At 65.0% G+C, this 15,753-nt stretch carries 12 protein-coding genes; 7 read left to right on the forward strand and 5 right to left on the reverse strand.

Annotation, left to right across the window (positions count from 1 at the left end):
• Window positions 1-9: 9 nt before the first annotated feature.
• From LB519_RS22310 to LB519_RS22325, 4 genes are all read right to left on the reverse strand, one after another.
• A complete protein-coding gene (locus tag LB519_RS22310) occupies window positions 10-3,153 on the reverse strand; it encodes an efflux RND transporter permease subunit (protein WP_224621211.1) in 3,144 nt (1,047 codons plus the stop codon).
• Between the two features lie 3 nt (window positions 3,154-3,156).
• Window positions 3,157-4,428, reverse strand: a complete 1,272-nt coding sequence (locus LB519_RS22315; protein ID WP_318011949.1) for an efflux RND transporter periplasmic adaptor subunit — start codon at window positions 4,426-4,428, stop codon at window positions 3,157-3,159.
• A 245-nt stretch (window positions 4,429-4,673) separates the two neighbouring features.
• The gene (locus LB519_RS22320; protein ID WP_013530681.1) at window positions 4,674-4,880 is read right to left on the reverse strand and encodes a hypothetical protein; all 207 of its coding nucleotides are present in this window, start codon (window positions 4,878-4,880) and stop codon (window positions 4,674-4,676) included.
• Window positions 4,881-5,041: 161 nt separating this feature from the next.
• Window positions 5,042-5,722 carry a hypothetical protein gene (locus LB519_RS22325; RefSeq protein ID WP_224621212.1) on the reverse strand — a complete coding sequence of 227 codons (681 nt, stop codon included), beginning with the start codon at window positions 5,720-5,722 and terminating at the stop codon, window positions 5,042-5,044.
• Between the two features lie 239 nt (window positions 5,723-5,961).
• Between LB519_RS22325 and LB519_RS22330 the strand changes: the two genes are divergently transcribed.
• The 7 genes from LB519_RS22330 (at window position 5,962) to LB519_RS22360 (ending at window position 13,603) form a co-directional block, all read left to right on the forward strand.
• Window positions 5,962-6,690: a response regulator gene (locus LB519_RS22330; RefSeq protein WP_224621213.1), complete on the forward strand. Its 729-nt coding sequence runs from the start codon at window positions 5,962-5,964 to the stop codon at window positions 6,688-6,690.
• Window positions 6,687-7,928, forward strand: a complete 1,242-nt coding sequence (locus tag LB519_RS22335; RefSeq protein ID WP_224621214.1) for an ATP-binding protein — start codon at window positions 6,687-6,689, stop codon at window positions 7,926-7,928. Before LB519_RS22330 ends, LB519_RS22335 begins: the two co-directional genes overlap by 4 nt.
• 424 nt (window positions 7,929-8,352) lie before the next feature.
• Window positions 8,353-8,499, forward strand: a complete 147-nt coding sequence (locus tag LB519_RS22340; protein ID WP_224621215.1) for a hypothetical protein — start codon at window positions 8,353-8,355, stop codon at window positions 8,497-8,499.
• Window positions 8,499-9,668, forward strand: a complete 1,170-nt coding sequence (locus LB519_RS22345; protein WP_024501681.1) for an acyltransferase family protein — start codon at window positions 8,499-8,501, stop codon at window positions 9,666-9,668. Before LB519_RS22340 ends, LB519_RS22345 begins: the two co-directional genes overlap by 1 nt.
• Window positions 9,665-10,771, forward strand: coding sequence for a glycosyltransferase family 2 protein (locus LB519_RS22350; protein ID WP_224621217.1), 1,107 nt, complete (start codon window positions 9,665-9,667; stop codon window positions 10,769-10,771). Before LB519_RS22345 ends, LB519_RS22350 begins: the two co-directional genes overlap by 4 nt.
• A gap of 3 nt (window positions 10,772-10,774) precedes the next feature.
• On the forward strand, window positions 10,775-11,809 hold the full coding sequence (locus LB519_RS22355) for a glycosyltransferase family 2 protein (protein WP_224621218.1): 1,035 nt from the start codon (window positions 10,775-10,777) through the stop codon (window positions 11,807-11,809).
• A 9-nt stretch (window positions 11,810-11,818) separates the two neighbouring features.
• Window positions 11,819-13,603, forward strand: a complete 1,785-nt coding sequence (locus tag LB519_RS22360) for an ABC transporter ATP-binding protein (protein ID WP_063168606.1) — start codon at window positions 11,819-11,821, stop codon at window positions 13,601-13,603.
• Between the two features lie 288 nt (window positions 13,604-13,891).
• Here LB519_RS22360 and LB519_RS22365 read toward each other — a convergent pair whose 3' ends face one another.
• Entirely contained in the window at window positions 13,892-15,358 is a 1,467-nt protein-coding gene (locus LB519_RS22365) for a hypothetical protein (protein ID WP_063168607.1), read from the reverse strand.
• Window positions 15,359-15,753 lie beyond the last annotated feature (395 nt).

Below are 15,753 nucleotides of genomic sequence, written 5' to 3' on the forward strand. Positions count from 1 at the left end.
GAAGTTTCCTTATTGCTGGGTGGCCGTCACCGGCGTCTCGCCCGTATCTGGTTTGGCCGCCCTGCCCTTGAAGATGCGCCGCACCGTGACGAACAATAGCGGCACCAGGAAGACGCCGATCACCGTCGCCGCGATCATGCCGCCCATCACGCCGATGCCGACCGAGTTCTGCGCGCCCGAGCCCGCACCGCTGGCGATCGCCAGCGGCAGCACACCGAGGATGAAGGCCAGCGACGTCATCAGGATCGGCCGCAGCCGTTGTCGCGCCGCCTCCAGCGTCGCCTCGACCAGCCCCATCCCGGCGGCTTGCCGCTCGATGGCGAACTCGACGATGAGGATGGCGTTCTTGGCGGCGAGACCGATCGTGGTCAAAAGGCCGACCTTGAAATAAACGTCGTTGGACTGGCCGAACAGGCTGGCCGCCAGCAGCGCGCCGAAGATGCCGATCGGCACCGACAGCATGACCGCGAACGGGATCGACCAGCTCTCATAAAGTGCGGCCAGGCACAGGAACACCACAAGTGCCGAAATCGCATAGAGCGACAGCGCCTGGTTGCCGGAAAGCTTCTCCTGGTGCGACAGCCCGGTCCACTCGTGCGAATAGCCGGCGGGCAGTTGCGCGACGAGCTTGTCGATCTCGTCCATGGCGGCACCCGAGCTGACGCCCGTGGCCGCCGCGCCCTGGATCTCGACCGCCGCCGAACCATTGTAGCGCTCCAGCCTGGGCGAGCCGAATGTCCAGTGGCTGGAGGCAAAGGCCGAGAACGGCACCATGGCGCCGCTGGCGTTGCGGACCTGCCATTTGTCCAAATCTTCCGGCTGCATGCGGAAGTTCGGGTCCGACTGCAGATAGACCGGTTTCACCCGCCCGCGATCGATGAAGTCGTTGACGTAGTCGCTGCCCCAGGCGGTGGAAAGCGTGTTGTTGATGTCGGCCAGGCTGACGCCCAGCGCGCTGGCCTTCTCCTGGTCGATGTCGACCGAGAATTGCGGCTGGTCTTCCTGGCCGTTGGGCCTTGTGTTGGCGAGCACCTTGCTCTGCCCGGCCAGGGCCAGAAGCTGGTTGCGCGTCTGGATCAGCGCGTCATGGCCGGCGCCGTTGACGTCCTGCAGGTAGAAGTCGAAGCCGTTGGTGTTGCCGAAGCCCTGGATGGCGGGAGGCGCGAGCGCGAAGACCTGCGCGTCCCTGATCTTCGAAAACGCGCCCATCGCCCGGCCGGCGATGGCCTGCGCGGCGGAAGCCGGCGATTTGCGCAGGTCGAAATCCTTCAGCCGCACGAAAGCGATGCCGACATTCTGCCCTGCGCCGCCGAAGCCGAAGCCGGAGGCGGTGAACACCCCGTCGACGACGTCCTTCTCCTGGTTGAGATAATGGTCGGTCACTTCTGCCAGCACGCGCTCCGTGCGATCCTGCGTCGCGCCGACCGGCAGCTGCACGCTGGTGATCAGGATGCCCTGGTCCTCTTCCGGCAGGAACGAGCTCGGCAGCCGGGCAAACATCCAGCCCACGGCAACGACGATGGCCAGGAACATGACGAGGAAGCGCCAGGATCGGTTGATGATGCCGTGCGAGCCGTCGCGGTAGGCAAGCGTGCCGCGGTCGAAGACACGGTTGAACCAGCCGAACGGGCCGGTCTGCGTCGCATGGTCCTTGGGCGGCCGCAGGATGGTGGCGCAAAGTGCGGGCGTCAGCACAAGGGCGACCAGCACGGACAGCACCATCGCCGAGACGATGGTCACCGAGAATTGCCGGTAGATGATGCCGGTCGAGCCGCCGAAGAAAGCCATCGGCACGAACACGGCCGAAAGCACCGTGGCGATGCCGATCAGCGCGCCGGTGATTTCGTGCATCGACTTGCGCGTCGCCTCCTTCGGCGACAGGCCTTCCTCCTGCATCACGCGTTCGACATTCTCGACGACGACGATGGCGTCGTCGACCAAGAGGCCGATGGCCAGCACCATGGCGAACATGGTCAGTGTGTTGACGGAATAGCCGAACAGCGACAGCACGCCGAACGTGCCGAGCAGCACCACCGGCACGGCGATCGTCGGGATGATGGTGGCGCGCAAATTCTGCAGGAAGATGAACATCACCAGGAACACCAGCACGATCGCTTCGGCCAGCGTCTTGACCACTTCCTCGATCGACAGCCGCACGAAAGGCGAGGTGTCGTAGGGATAGACGACCTCGACCCCTTGCGGGAAAGTCGAGCTCAGCCGGGCGATCGTCGAGCGCACCGCTTCGGCGGTGTTGATGGCGTTGGCGCCGGTCGCCAAATTGACGGCGACGCCCGCCGCCGGCTTGCCGTTGTAATTGGCCTGCGTCGTATAGCTTTCGGCGCCGAGCTCGACGGTAGCGACATCGTTGAGGCGGACCAGAGAGCCATCGGTCTGGCTCTTCAGGATGATGTTGCGGAACTGTTCGGCGGTCTGCAGCCGGCTCTTGGCCGTCACCGTGGCATTGAGCTGCTGGCCCTTGCGCGCCGGCAGGCCGCCGAGCTGGCCGGCCGAAACCTGCGTGTTCTGCGCCTCGATGGCGGTCGCCACATCGCTCGGCATCAGGGCATATTTGGCGAGCTGGTCCGGATCGAGCCAGATGCGCATGGCATAGCCGGAGCCGAACAGCTGCGTCGAGCCGACGCCTTCGACGCGCTTCAGCGTGTCGTTGACGGTGGCGTCGACATAGTCGGCGAGATCGGTCGAGTTCATCTTGCCATCGGTCGAGACGAAGCCGATGACCATCAGGAAGCCGGTCGAGGATTTGGAGACGGTGATGCCGTTGCTCTGTACCACCTGCGGCAGCTGCGACTGCACCAGCTGCAGCTTGTTTTGCGTCTGCACCTGGGCGGTGTCGGGATCGGCCGCTGTGGTGAAGGTCAGCGTGATCGAGGCCGAACCGGTCGAGGTCGACGTCGCCGTCATGTAGTCGAGATTGTCGATACCGGTCATGCCTTGCTCGATGACCTTGGTCACCGAGTTCTCGACCGTCTGCGCGTCGGCGCCCGGATAGGTGGCGCTGATGTTAACTGTCGTCGGCGCAATCTGCGGATATTGCGAGATCGGCAGCGAGGTGAGCGCCAGGAGACCGCCCAGCATGATCACGATGGCGATCACCCAGGCGAAGATCGGCCGGTTGATGAAGAATAGTGACATCGCTCAGTTCCCGGTCGCGGCGGCAGGCGCCGGTTTGGCAGCGTTGGACGCGGCCGGTGCGGCGGACGTGCTCTGCCCGCGGTCCTTGACCTCGCCGGTCGTCTCGTCGATCGTCACTTCGACACCCGTCGCATCGCCGCCGGGGCGCACCAGTTGCATGCCCTCGACGATGACGCGGTCGCCGTCGCCGACACCCGAATCCACCAGCCAGTTGTTGCCGACGCTGTTGCGCACGGCGAGCACGCGCGTCTCGACCTTGCCCTGCGCGTTGATGACCATCGCCGTGGCCTCGCCCTTGGTGTTGCGGCTGACGGCACGCTGCGGCACCAGGAAACTGTTCTGGGCAACGCCCTCCTCGACCAGTGCCCGCACATACATGCCGGGCAGAAGCAGGCGGTCCGGATTGGGGAACTCGGCCCTGAGCGCAAAGGTGCCGGTGGTCTGGTCGACATTGGCGCCGGCGAATTCCAGCTTGCCGGTCTGCGTGTAGATGGTGCCGTTCTCGAGCTTCAGCTTCACGCTGACATTGGGCCCGCTGAACTTCAGCCGCCCTTCCGAGATCGCCTGCCGCAGATTGAGCAGGTTGGTGCTCGACTGCGTGACGTCGACATTGATCGGATCGAGGGCACGGATGGTGGTCAGCACCGTGTCCTGGTTCGCGGTCACCAGCGCGCCCGGCGTCAGCGTGGACTTGTCGATGCGCCCGGCGATCGGTGCCGTGATGGAGGTCCGGTCGAGGCTGATGCGCGCGGTCTCGGCACTGGCCTTGGCCGAGGCGACATCGGCTTGCGCCTGCGCCAGCGTGGCGGCGGCATCGTCATAATCCTGTTTGGAAACAACGTTCTGCTTCAACAGGCCGGCATAACGGTCGAACTTTGCCTGCGCCGTAGGCACCGCCGCTTCCGCCTTCTGCTGTGCGGCGACCGCGCTGTCATAGGACGCCTTGTAGCTCGCCGGATCGATGAGGTAGAGCGGCTGTCCAGCCGCCACCTCGCTGCCCTCCTTGAACAGGCGCTGCTGGATGATGCCGTTCACCTGCGGGCGCACTTCGGCAACCAGCGAGGCCGCCGTGCGTCCCGACAGTTCGGCGGTGATCGCCACCGATTGCGGATGCAGGGTGACGACGCCGACTTCCGGTTTGCCGGGCGCGCCCATACCGGCGGGGGCGCTGCTCTCCTGCGAACAGGCGGCCAGCAGAAAGGTGGCTGCGAACATCGCGGCCCAGGGCGCCAGACGGCGTGCCGGCTGCGGAGACGGGCTAGACTGGATAGACATGGACTGAATGATCTTTCGCTGGAGTTGCGGGCGCGGGCAATCGACCGCTTGGTCGAGGCATGCCGGCCGATATCTTGATGGTGGGCCGCGCCGGTCTGCGGGCGGCGACGAGCAATGCTTCGAAGCGGCTCATGTCGCGCTCCTTCTCGGCGGCCAGAGCTGCTCGAAGGTCGAGTAGCCGGCCGCGATGCCCACCAACATCATTATGCCGATCAGCGAGGACATGCCAAGCGCCTTGCCGGAATTCACGCGATCTTGCGGTCATCATGCCCATGGTTGTCGAGCGGCTGCGACAGCGGGAGCGACAACCGCCAGCCGGCGAAACTCAGGCGGATCGCGCCCTTCAGCGTGTCGGCCGGCGGGGCCAGCGGCATGCCTCGCCCGACAGGACCGAACGAGAGCCTCGGGCTGGCGGACGCGAGCAGCCGCAGCATGATCATGGCTTCCCACATTGTCGTGCTTCCATTGCAGGGTTCGAATTGGGCATGGTTCCGAATTGGCGCGATTCGAACTGGGCGTGATCGAAACGAGGATGGCGGAGATACGCCCGCCATCCCCGGAGAACCGGCCGACCCGAGAACAGGTTGGGTACCGGGCCGGCCGGTGCAGTCGGTCAGAGTTGCTCGTCGTTCCCGGGCTGGGGCGGGAGCTGCCTGCCATCGTTGGGCAGGCCTCTGGGGCCGGCTGCATCGTTCGGCGGACCGCCCCAGGGACCGGGGGGTGATCCATGGGCACGTTCCGCCGAAGCGAGGAGTTCGAGTTGTTCGGGCGTCAGCTTGGCGCGCAGTTCAGAGATCGCCTCCTTCAGTCTGCCGGCCGAAACCGCGCGGGCGGTAACGTCGTCGGCCAGCTTTTCCTGGAATGCGAAGGGATCGGGCTTGCCGCCCGGGCCTGCTGCGTCGGGGTCCTTCGCTTCAGCACCAACGGGCCGCCCGCGGTCAGGCCGAGGCTGCGAAAGCACCGCCTGCAGCGCGCTGGTGTAGTCGCGCCAGGCGTCGAGTTGTTCGGTGCGGATGCCGACGCGGGTCTCCAGCGCAGCGAGCCGGGCGGCCAGCATGAATTCCGGCGGCGGACCCATGCGGCGGGGGCCAAAGCCTTGCGGGCCGAAACCCTGCGAACCAGGTCGCATCGGTCCATGCGGGCCGGGTCCATTCCGGCCGTGGCCTGCCCCATCCTGCATGGCCATGACAGGGGACGGCTCACCGGGTCCGGCGCCGGGGTCGGGCTGCGCCGCCAGCGCGGGGTGAATTGCGGCGACGGAAAACAGGCCGAGCGCAAGAAGTCTGCTTGGCATAAAGATGTTCCTTTCTCTCATGCTTCGGACGGTTCAGAGGATAGGAAGCGTCTTTGTCCGCTTCGCGTCGGCGTGTTGCCGAAGGTTTCCGCAAAAGGGCAATTTGTTTCCGAATGTTTCCCATGGCCCGCCGGAAACGTTCGGTTGCAATTTTCCACGCCGCTCGGGCGCGGCTCTCCTATAATCGCGGCAAGCCCCTGCAATCACGGGTCCCAATATTCATCGGCAACGGCACGGTCATGCAGTCACAACCCCATATCCTCGTCGTCGACGACGACCGCGAGATCAGGACGCTTCTCCAGCGTTACCTCGACAGCCAGGGCTTTCGCGTCACGGCGGCGGCGGACCGGCGCGAATGCGAGCAACGGCTTGGCTCCGGCCAATTCGACCTGATCGTGCTCGACGTGATGCTGCCGGACGGCTCGGGGCTCGATATCTGCCGCGGTTTGCGCGACCGCAAGCCGCACACCCCGGTCATCCTGCTGACTGCGCTGAAAGAAGATGTCGACCGCATCATCGGCCTGGAACTCGGCGCCGACGACTATCTCGGCAAGCCGTTCAACCCGCGTGAGCTCATTGCCCGCATCCGCGCCGTGCTCAGGCGCTCGACGCCCGAGGATGCGCCCGCGCCGCCGCGCGCGCGCATCTACCGCTTCGCCAGCTACAGGCTGGAGCCGGACACCCGCAAGGTCACGGACGCGCAAGGCGCGGCCGTCGACCTCACCGGCGCAGAGTTCGACCTTTTGCAGGTGTTTCTCGACCGCCCCGGCCGGCTTTTGTCGCGTGACCAGCTTCTCGACCTGACGCAAGGCCGCGAGCGTGACCCGCTCGAGCGTTCGGTCGATGTGCTGGTGAGCCGGCTGCGCCGCAAATTTTCCGACACCGGCGACGGGCCGCTGTTCAAGACCGTGCGCAATGGCGGCTACCAGCTCACCGCGCGCGTCGAGACCGTGGAGAGCCACCCGTGAATTCGCTGCGCCGTCGTCTCATCCTGCTGCTGGTCGCCTCGATCGTCGGCGTCGTCGGCCTGGCGACCGCCGCCGTCATCAGCGTGCGCGGCGGCGGACCGCCGCCGGAACTGACCGTGCCCTGGATTGCCCAACAGATGGAACTGGTGGTGCGGCTCTTGCCGGGGCCGATCCCCGACGTCCTGCGGGTGCAATTCGCCGACCATCCGGCGGGCGGCAAGGTGGCTCGTGCCGAAACGGCGATGCTCAACGACATCCTGCACCGCCGTGGCCTCGACTTTCCGGCGGTCGTCAACGAGAAGCCGGACGAACCCGGCCAGATCGCATCGATGCACCTGCCTGACAGCCGCTGGGCGATCATGGAGGTGCCGCACCTCAAGCCGCCGCGGCGCGAATGGCTGGTTCTGGCCGGCTGGATCTCGCTGATCGTGGCCGGCGCCACGGCGGTGTCGGTCTATTTCACCTCGGTGCTGATCCGCCCGCTTGAGATGCTGGAGGCCGCCGTCTCCAAGATCGGATCGGATGGCGTGCTGGCGGCGGTGCCGGAAGTGGGTTCGGCCGAGGTCAAGGCCACCGCGCATGCGCTGAACCAGCTCTCGTCGCGGCTGCGGACCGCCATGGAAAGCCGCATGCGGCTGGTCGCGGCTGCCGGCCATGATCTGCGCACGCCGATGACGCGCATGCGGCTGCGCGCCGAATTCCTGGACGACGAACGCGACAAATGGCTTCACGACCTCGACGAACTCGATCGCATCGCCGACAGCGCCATCCGCTTGGTGCGCGAAGAGGTCAACCAGGACGCCGTCGAAGCGGTGGACCTGGCAAAGACGGTGCGCGATATCGAAGCCGAGATGGTGTCGCTCGGCCATGCCGTCTCGATCGGGCACCTGGAAAAGGTTTGCGTGCGCGCCGGCGCGCTCGGCCTGCGCCGCGCCTTGCGCAACCTGATCGTCAACGCCGCCACCCATGGCAAGGCGTGCCGCATCGACCTGGCCGCGGCCGACAATCGCGCCGTGCTGACCATATCGGACCATGGGCCGGGCATCCCCCCGGAACTCCTGAACAAGGCGTTCGAGCCCTTTTTCCGCGTCGACCCCGGCCGCCTGCAATCGATCCCCGGAGCTGGTCTTGGCCTCGCCATCGCCAAGGAAATCATCGAGCGCTACGGAGGCACGGTAACACTGGAAAACCGCCGGGGCGGCGGGCTGGAGCAGACGGTGGTGTTCGACGCGGTGTGAGGGTTGGCGGTCAGCCGAGTAATGGGCGTTGCGCGTGGCAACGACGAAAAACAGAGACGATGCTGCACCGCGCAAAGCTAATGGTTCCAAATCATTTCTTCACGGAGCCAGGGCCGGATCCATATAGATAAAATATAGATTACGGAATTTCCTGTGATCTAACAAAGAACTAGGCTCTCAAGCCACGAGCTCGCAAATCAACCGAGGCGGGAACATCGGCAAAATTTAAACCACAGCGTTAAGTTCTGAGAAAAACCGCCAGAATTGACGAGAAGCGCTCGGTTTTCTCATTTTTTTAGCACTTGCTCACATAAGTATTTCAGCTGGGTAGATTTTTTGTGTTGCGCCGCACAATGCCGTAGCCGAACGATCTCCTGGGGGACTCGTTTGCGACTGGATATGCGCCGTGGAGGATCCCGCCAGGTTGACCAGCTTGAGCCACCCGTCCGTCGATTTCGAGCGTAGGTTCGACGATGCCTGCGCTCTGGCGGGTCTCGCCCGCCTTGGCCTGCCGCTCGAAACGGCCGGCTGGCGGCTTGGTCGCGGCCATCACGCTGGCGGATGCCGCTGATGGGAAGCGCCCGCGACATCCAACTGGATGCGTTGAGAGCCATCGCCGTGACGATGGTGTTGTATTCCCATTTCTTCGCCGCTGGAGGATCTTCATTCTGGGGCCATATCGGCGTGCGGCTGTTCTTCGTGCTGAGCGGCTTCCTGATCACGCGCCTGCTCCTGGAAGCGCGTTCGGCCGCCGAATTCGAGACCGGTCCTGCGCTGCGATCCTTCTATATCAGGCGGGGCTTGCGGATATTTCCGCCCTATTTCGCCGTCCTGGGTTTCGTCTGGCTGGTCGACCTGGACCAATCCAGGGGATCGCTGGTCTGGCATGCGCTTTACCTGTCGAATTTCTGGTATGCGCTGCGCAATGACTGGAACCCTTGGGTGCTGTGCCATTTCTGGAGCCTGAGCATCGAGGAGCAGTTCTATCTTGCCTGGCCGCTGGTCGTCCTGCTGGCCCCGCGCCGCCGCTTCGAACAGATCTGCATCGGCGTCATCGCACTGTCGCTGGCCTATCGCTTTTACTGGCCGCTCACCGCCAACACGACGCTGGCGCGCGACCTGCTGCCGCCGGCATCCATGGATGCGCTGGCGACGGGCGCGCTGCTTGCCTGCTGGCGATCCAGGGGCGCGGCCCTGCCGCACTGGATGCGGCTCAGCTGGCCTGCCTTCGCGGCCGCATTCCTTGTCATCGAGTGGTTTGTGCCTGCGCCCGCCGATCCGATGCTCGAATGGACCCATTGGCTGGTGCGGCAAGTCCTGCCGCTGGTGCCGCTGATGGTCATCGTCGCAGCCTGTTCGCGCGGCCTTGGCGGCACTTTGGGAAAGCTTGCCGAACTGCCGCCGCTGCTTGGCCTCGGCCGCATCAGCTACGGCGTCTATCTCTATCATCCGATATTGCTGTCGCTCGCCGTCAAGGCGCAACCCTGGATTCCGCTCAACGTCTCGGAGCAAGGGCCAGGGCGTTTCCTGGTTGCGAGCGCCGCCACGATTGTCGCGGCCTCGATTTCCTGGGTGGTTTTCGAGAGGCCGCTCAACAGCCTGAAGCGCCACTTCCCCTATGTCGCGCGCACCCGCTCCGCACAGGGCAGTCATGGCGGCTGGCTCGCGACGGCGGCTGGCGGATCGCCCGATGGCCGCACACCGGCGCTCGAACTCCAACGCACGGATGCCAGACGATGACCGCCGCACCGCTCGTCTCCGTCCTGTTGCCGGTCTACAATGCCGGTCCCTATCTCGCCGCCGCGCTGGGAAGCATCCTGCGGCAGGATCACAGTCGCCTGGAGATCATCGCGATCGATGACGGTTCGACCGACAATTCGCTCGAGATACTCGAGCGATGCCAAAAGGCCGACAGCCGCATTTCGATCATCTCGCGCGAAAACCGTGGCCTTGTCGCGACGCTCAACGAAGGGCTGGCGATCGCCCGGGGCGAACTGGTCGCGCGGATGGACGCCGACGACGTCGCCTATCCCTGGCGTTTGTCGCGCCAGGTGGCGCTGTTCGAGCGGCGGCCCGAACTGGGCTTCTGCGGCGCCGGCGTCGACATGTTGATCCGCGGCCGCATCGCCAGGGGCAGGCCCGATCCGGTCTTCCAGTTCGGCCGCATCCCTGTATTGGCGATGTTCTTCACGATCTTCATGCACCCGACGGTCGTCTATAACAGGAAGGTCATCGACGACAGCGTTCTCCACTACGACCAGGCCTACCGGCATGCCGAGGACTTCGATCTTTTCAGGCGGCTGGCCGGCCGTTACCCGGCAGCCATGATGCCCGAAAACCTGGTCGTCTACCGCGTCCATGAGGCAAGCGTGACGAGCCGGCACGTCAAGGAGATGCGCAGGACGCATTTGCGGATCGTGGCTGAGAACCTCGAGCGCGAGGGCCTGGCGCAGGCCACGCGGGACCTGCGCGACATTGGCGATGCGGTCAGCCACGGCACCGTCGCCCGTGCGGCCGACTTCATCGTCGCGCTGGAGGAGGAGATCCGGTCGCTGCCGGCGGCGACGCGGCCGAGCTTCGAGGCCGGCGCGCTGAACCTGTTCTATTTCCTCTACCAGCTCGTCGCCGACGAAAAGCAGCCCGCGCTGACGCATGAATTGCTGACGCGCACTGCGAAATGGAACGTCATCCGGCGCCGCGAACAATATGCGCTGCGGCCCGGCGCCTGGGCGCCCTGGCTCAGCCGCGCCTCGCTGTCGGCCGCCAGGCAAGCCGATGCCATGGCATACTTCTTCAAATCCGCGCCCGCCGCGGCGGTTCTGGCACCTTATCAGGCGGGCTGAGGCATGATCGTCAAAGCCAACCAACCCCTGCAGCGCGATCGTTCGACGGCGCTTGGCCCCGCCCCGGCCGGTCCCCGCCCGGAACGAGCGGCGCCGGAAGTCAGCTTCATCATCTGCACGCGCAACCGCGTCGCCGTGCTCGATGCCTGCATCAAGTCGGTGCAAGCCGCATGCCGCGCACATGCCGGCTTCGCCGCCGAACTCGTGGTCGTCGACAACGGTTCGAGCGACCGCACGGCCGAACGCCTGGCCAGCATCGCGGCTGCGTCGGACATTCCGTTCACGCCCGTTTGCGAGCCGCGCCCCGGATTGGCGGCTGCGCGCAACGCCGGGCTGAGGCGCGCGCGCGGCCGTGTGCTGGTCTTCGTCGACGACGACTGCGCGCTCCATCGCGACTATCTGCGCGATCTGGAGCGACACTATGCGTCCGGGGAACAATGGCTCATCCGGGGCGGCCGTGTCGAGCTTGGCGATGCCAGGGATTTGCCGTTCACCATCAAGCGGTCGTGGGCGCGCGAGCGGCTGACGCCAGATGTTCATCCCGGCGGTTTCGTGCTGGGCTGCAACATGACGATGCACCGCGATGTAGCGGCCCGCATCGGCTATTTCGACGAACGCTTCGGCGCCGGCGGACCATTGCGGTCGGCCGAGGATACCGATTACCTCGTGCGCGCGATGCTGCTCGGCATCGCGGTCGAGTATGTGCCTGACATGACGATTTTCCACCATCACGGCCGGCGGGATCGCAAAGCCATCGAAAAGCTGCATCGCGACTACAGCCTGGGCAATGGCGGGCTCTGCCTGAAGCATGTTCGCCACGCGCCCTGGCTGCTTCGCCATTTCTACTGGGCCGCAAGAGGGGCTTTCAGGGAATTGGCGGGAGGACCCGCCTTCGATCGTGAACTCAACCTGCCGCACTGGCCGATCGTCGCCATGAATTTGCTCGGCGCGGCCAGGTTCGCGGTTCTCCTGCTGGTCAGACGGCCGCGGGCCGAACCGGTGCGGCAAGATCAACAAGCCAATGCCCAGGCGAGGTGAAACGCTGTAATGCCAATGCTGCCGCCAAACCTGCCGATGCTGTTCCGGGCGTTCGGAAAGCGGCAACTGCGCCTGCTTCCGGCGGTGGTGATTCTCGGCCTGGTCAGCGCCGTCCTCGAAGGGTTCGGCATCGGCCTGATCATCCCGTTGCTGGGCATCATCATGGGACACGGGGATGCCGCCGGAATGGCAGGCTTCTCCGCCGTCCTCCAGCACGTCGGATCGGGCTTGAGCGAGCGCGACCGGCTGATCGTCATTTCGGCCGCCATCCTCGGCTCGATCATCCTGAAGAACGTCTTCGCCTTCGCCAACACGCTGCTGACGACCTTCATCTCCGGCAAGGCAAGCCATTCCATCCGCAGCGCCCTGTCGGAGCAGCTGTTGCGGGTCGGCTACCCGTTCTTCCTGCGGCAGAGCCCCGGACGCCTGCTCAACATCATCTCCAACGAATCCTGGCGGGCTTCCGATGCGATCCAGATCATGCTGTCGGCCATCGTCAGCGCATCGGCCGCCATCATCCTCCTGGCTTTCCTGCTGCTGCTTTCGTGGCGCATGACGCTTTTGGTCACGCTCGGACTGGCGCTCGTCCAGATCGCGCACGCCATGCTCTCAGCCAATCTGAAGGAGCCAAGCCGCAGCGTCGCCTCGCGCAACGGCCACCTCGCCTCGCAGATGCTTCACCTTGTGCATGCCGGACGGCTGATCCGCATCTTCGGACAGGAGAACCGGGAAAAGGCGATGTTCGACACGGCGTCGGATGCGGTTCGCCGCGCCTCCTTCGCGCTGCTCGTGCGCCAGGGAGCGCTGCCGCCGCTGACGGAGGTTCTCCACGCCATGCTGTTCCTGGCGGTGGTGATCGGCGCCTGGCTGGCGCAGGTGAGTTTCCCGCTGATCATCGCCTTCGTCATCCTGCTCTACAGGCTGCAGCCGCATATGCGGGCCCTGCAGGGGTCGTGGAGCCAGCTGCAAGGCCTGAGCGGATCGCTTGAGGAGGTGACTTGGCTGCTGGATCCCACAGGCAAGCCGCAACCGCCGCAAGGGGACGGGCCATTCCACGGCCTGCGCCAGGGCATCAAGTTCGACGATGTGACATTCACCTACTCCGGCACGGACCGGCGCGAGGTGGTGCTGCACGCGGCGACATTCGAGATCCGCGGTGGCCGCTCGACGGCGCTGATCGGCCGCTCGGGCGCCGGCAAGACGACGATCGTCAATCTCCTGTGCCGCTTCGTCGAACCGGACACCGGCAACATCCTCGTCGATGGATCGCCGCTCGACCGGATCGATGCCAGCCAGTGGCGCCGGCACATCGCCCTGGCCAGCCAGGAACTGGAACTGGTCGACGGCAGCATTTTCGAAAACATAACCTACGGCCAGGATGCCGCGACTGCCGGCGATGCCGAGGCCGCCGCAAGACTGGCCGAAGCGCATGAATTCATCGAAAGGCTGCCTCAGGGCTACGAGACCCTGGTTGGCTACAGGGGCATCAATCTGTCGGCGGGACAGAGGCAGCGCATCGCCTTGGCGAGAGCCCTGGTGCGCGATCCCGATCTCCTCATCCTGGACGAGGCCACCAATGCCGTGGACGGGCTGTCGGAAGCGGCCATCGTCGAGACCCTGAAGTCGAGAGCCGGCCGCCGCACGACCATCGTCATCAGCCATCACCACAGCACCATCTCGTTCTGCGACGACGTGGTCATCCTGAGCGGCGGCCGCGTGAAAAAGCAGGCCCCTTTCGGCGCCCTGGCCTCGCTCAGCATGGACGAGCTTTACCAGCACGAACCGCTCGACTGAGAAGGCGCCGGGCCGGCCCGCGATCTTATCCTGGGCGTGTCTGCAGCCTCCGGCCGGCGGGTCGTCGCAAGGGTTCGAATCACAAGCCAGGGGAATTGCCGCTGGCACCTTCCGTGATCGCACCAATGCCGTGCGGGACCGCGGCGCGCTACCTTGTCTGTGCGGCGGACCTGTCGATCCGCCTGGCCGGTGCCCCATTGGACTTACTCTCCGGGTGAGGTGCCGGCCTCCCATGCACAAAAGAAGGATCTGAAGCGGGTCGCCTGAATCCTTCAGGCGCGACACGCTTCAGGTGGCGGCGCCGACATTCCTGCGCATGCGCCGCCTGCCCGTCGTCCGTGCTTTCTTCGCCATCGCCCCGGCCATCTCGACCACGCCGTCCTCGCGCGGCCTGCCATTGGTGGCCTTGTGGAGCCGCTCATAGGGCAGCAGTTCCTTGATCCGGGCATTGAGCGAGGCGATTTCGGCCTTGAGGTCCTCGCACTCCTGCCTCTGCACGTCGAACTGTATCTGTTCGGACGCCTGTTGCAGCGTCAGCTGAGAAAGGTTGGCGTTCACCTTGGAAAGACTCATCTTGTCGCTTTCGCTCTCCTGGCTCAGCGCGGACAATCTTTCATCGGCGATCTTCTTTTCGGCCAGAGCATCGTTCAGTTCGCTCTTGAGCCTGGCGATCTCGCCCGCGGCTTCGCCGTTTTCGCTCGACACCTGCTCAAGCCGCGATTGCAGGTTCTGGATCTCCGAGCTCAACCCGCGCATTTCCGCCTGGCTGCGAGCCAGCTCGGCTTCCTTGTCGCCTTCCATCATGTGGGCCGCTTCGGTCGTTTCCGACAGTTTCGCCTGTGCCGCCTCGAGCGACTTCTGCAGCCGCATCTCCTCTTTCTCGCTCTTGCCGAGCGCCGCCAGCAGCTCCGCCAGCCGCGCTGCTTCGGTGGCATGGACCGCCGACAGCTCGTCGAGCCTGTGGCGCGCTTGCGATTCCCGCTTCAGCGCCTTGTCGAGTTCGATCGACAGGTTGACGTGCTTTTCGCGCAGCATCTTGCTCTCGCGCAAGCGCCTGTTGGCCTCGACCGTCCTGGCGGTCAGCCGCTTGGCGATGTCGCCGAACTCCGCCTCGCGTTTGGCGCTCGCATTGGCTGTCTCGACGAGTTCCAGCCTGACCGCGGCAAGTGCCGCACGCAGCGTCTCCCGGTCCTGGACCAGACTTGTCTCGCGCTGCTGCAGCGCTTCGAAAGCGCCGTCACGCTCGCGCAGCTTTCGCGTCGCGTCGTGCAGCTTTTCCGACAGAGCCCTCTGTTCGGCGGCCAGGGCGGCATTGGCAACCTCCAGCTCGTTGGCGCGCAGGATGTCGCTGTGCAGGATGTTGAGGAATTCGCGCGTCAGATGGTGTGAGGTACCGATCTCCGACAGCTTGTCGTTGATCTCCTCCAGATAGTCCCTGGCGTCGTGGAAGAGTCCCTCGAAGGCGCTCAATGCAGCCAGCCGGGTCTGTGTATGGGCGGTCAGTCTTGGCGCGGTTTCGGAACTGTCCGCAGCGCCCGCATTCTCGGCATTCCCGGCATTGTCGTCATTTGCCGCATCGGCCTGGGGTGGCCCGTCATCGGGTGCCGCCTGGGCATCCGGCACATCGTCGCTCTCTGGCGGCGCCAGGTCGTCGGCGTCGAGACTTGCATCCAGCGCGTCCGCCAAATCGATCTGCAGGTCCTGGATCGCTTTATCCACGTCTTCAGCACGCTTGATCAGGCCTCTGAAGTTCATCGCCAAACTCCCCTTACGCATACCTCGCTTAGAACTTAACAAATTGCTAATATATCCTTACATCCGCTGCTTGCGCAGGGGAAGCCCCGTCGGCACAAAGGTAAATTTGGGACATTTTAGGGGTTTGGACGGCGCGAGCGATGCGGTGCGAGGGTGCGAAGCCGGTTCTGCCGGCGGGACAGCGCCCCCTCTGTCCTGCCGGACATCTCCCCCACACGGGGGGAGATTGGAGGTCATGCGGGCTTTCGCCAATCGCCAACGTTGCAAGAAGAACTGAAGCGCAGAAATTGCCAATCTCCCCACTTGTGGGGGAGATGTCCGGCAGGACAGAGGGGGGCGCGAAGGATCGCGGCTCCCTAAGTTGCCCTCACCCCGCCATGGCCAGCGGCACGGCG

Origin of the sequence: Mesorhizobium sp. AD1-1 (assembly GCF_020164655.1) — a bacterium.
Taxonomy (GTDB): Bacteria; Pseudomonadota; Alphaproteobacteria; order Rhizobiales; family Rhizobiaceae; genus Mesorhizobium; species Mesorhizobium ciceri.

Coding starts and splice junctions, on each gene's coding strand:
- LB519_RS22310 (WP_224621211.1), bottom strand. CDS start 3,153: ATGTCACTATTCTTCATCAACCGGCCGATCTTCGCCTGGGTGATCGCC.
- LB519_RS22315 (WP_318011949.1), bottom strand. CDS start 4,428: ATGTCTATCCAGTCTAGCCCGTCTCCGCAGCCGGCACGCCGTCTGGCG.
- LB519_RS22320 (WP_013530681.1), bottom strand. CDS start 4,880: ATGTGGGAAGCCATGATCATGCTGCGGCTGCTCGCGTCCGCCAGCCCG.
- LB519_RS22325 (WP_224621212.1), bottom strand. CDS start 5,722: ATGCCAAGCAGACTTCTTGCGCTCGGCCTGTTTTCCGTCGCCGCAATT.
- LB519_RS22330 (WP_224621213.1), top strand. CDS start 5,962: ATGCAGTCACAACCCCATATCCTCGTCGTCGACGACGACCGCGAGATC.
- LB519_RS22345 (WP_024501681.1), top strand. CDS start 8,499: ATGGGAAGCGCCCGCGACATCCAACTGGATGCGTTGAGAGCCATCGCC.
- LB519_RS22350 (WP_224621217.1), top strand. CDS start 9,665: ATGACCGCCGCACCGCTCGTCTCCGTCCTGTTGCCGGTCTACAATGCC.
- LB519_RS22355 (WP_224621218.1), top strand. CDS start 10,775: ATGATCGTCAAAGCCAACCAACCCCTGCAGCGCGATCGTTCGACGGCG.
- LB519_RS22360 (WP_063168606.1), top strand. CDS start 11,819: ATGCCAATGCTGCCGCCAAACCTGCCGATGCTGTTCCGGGCGTTCGGA.
- LB519_RS22365 (WP_063168607.1), bottom strand. CDS start 15,358: ATGAACTTCAGAGGCCTGATCAAGCGTGCTGAAGACGTGGATAAAGCG.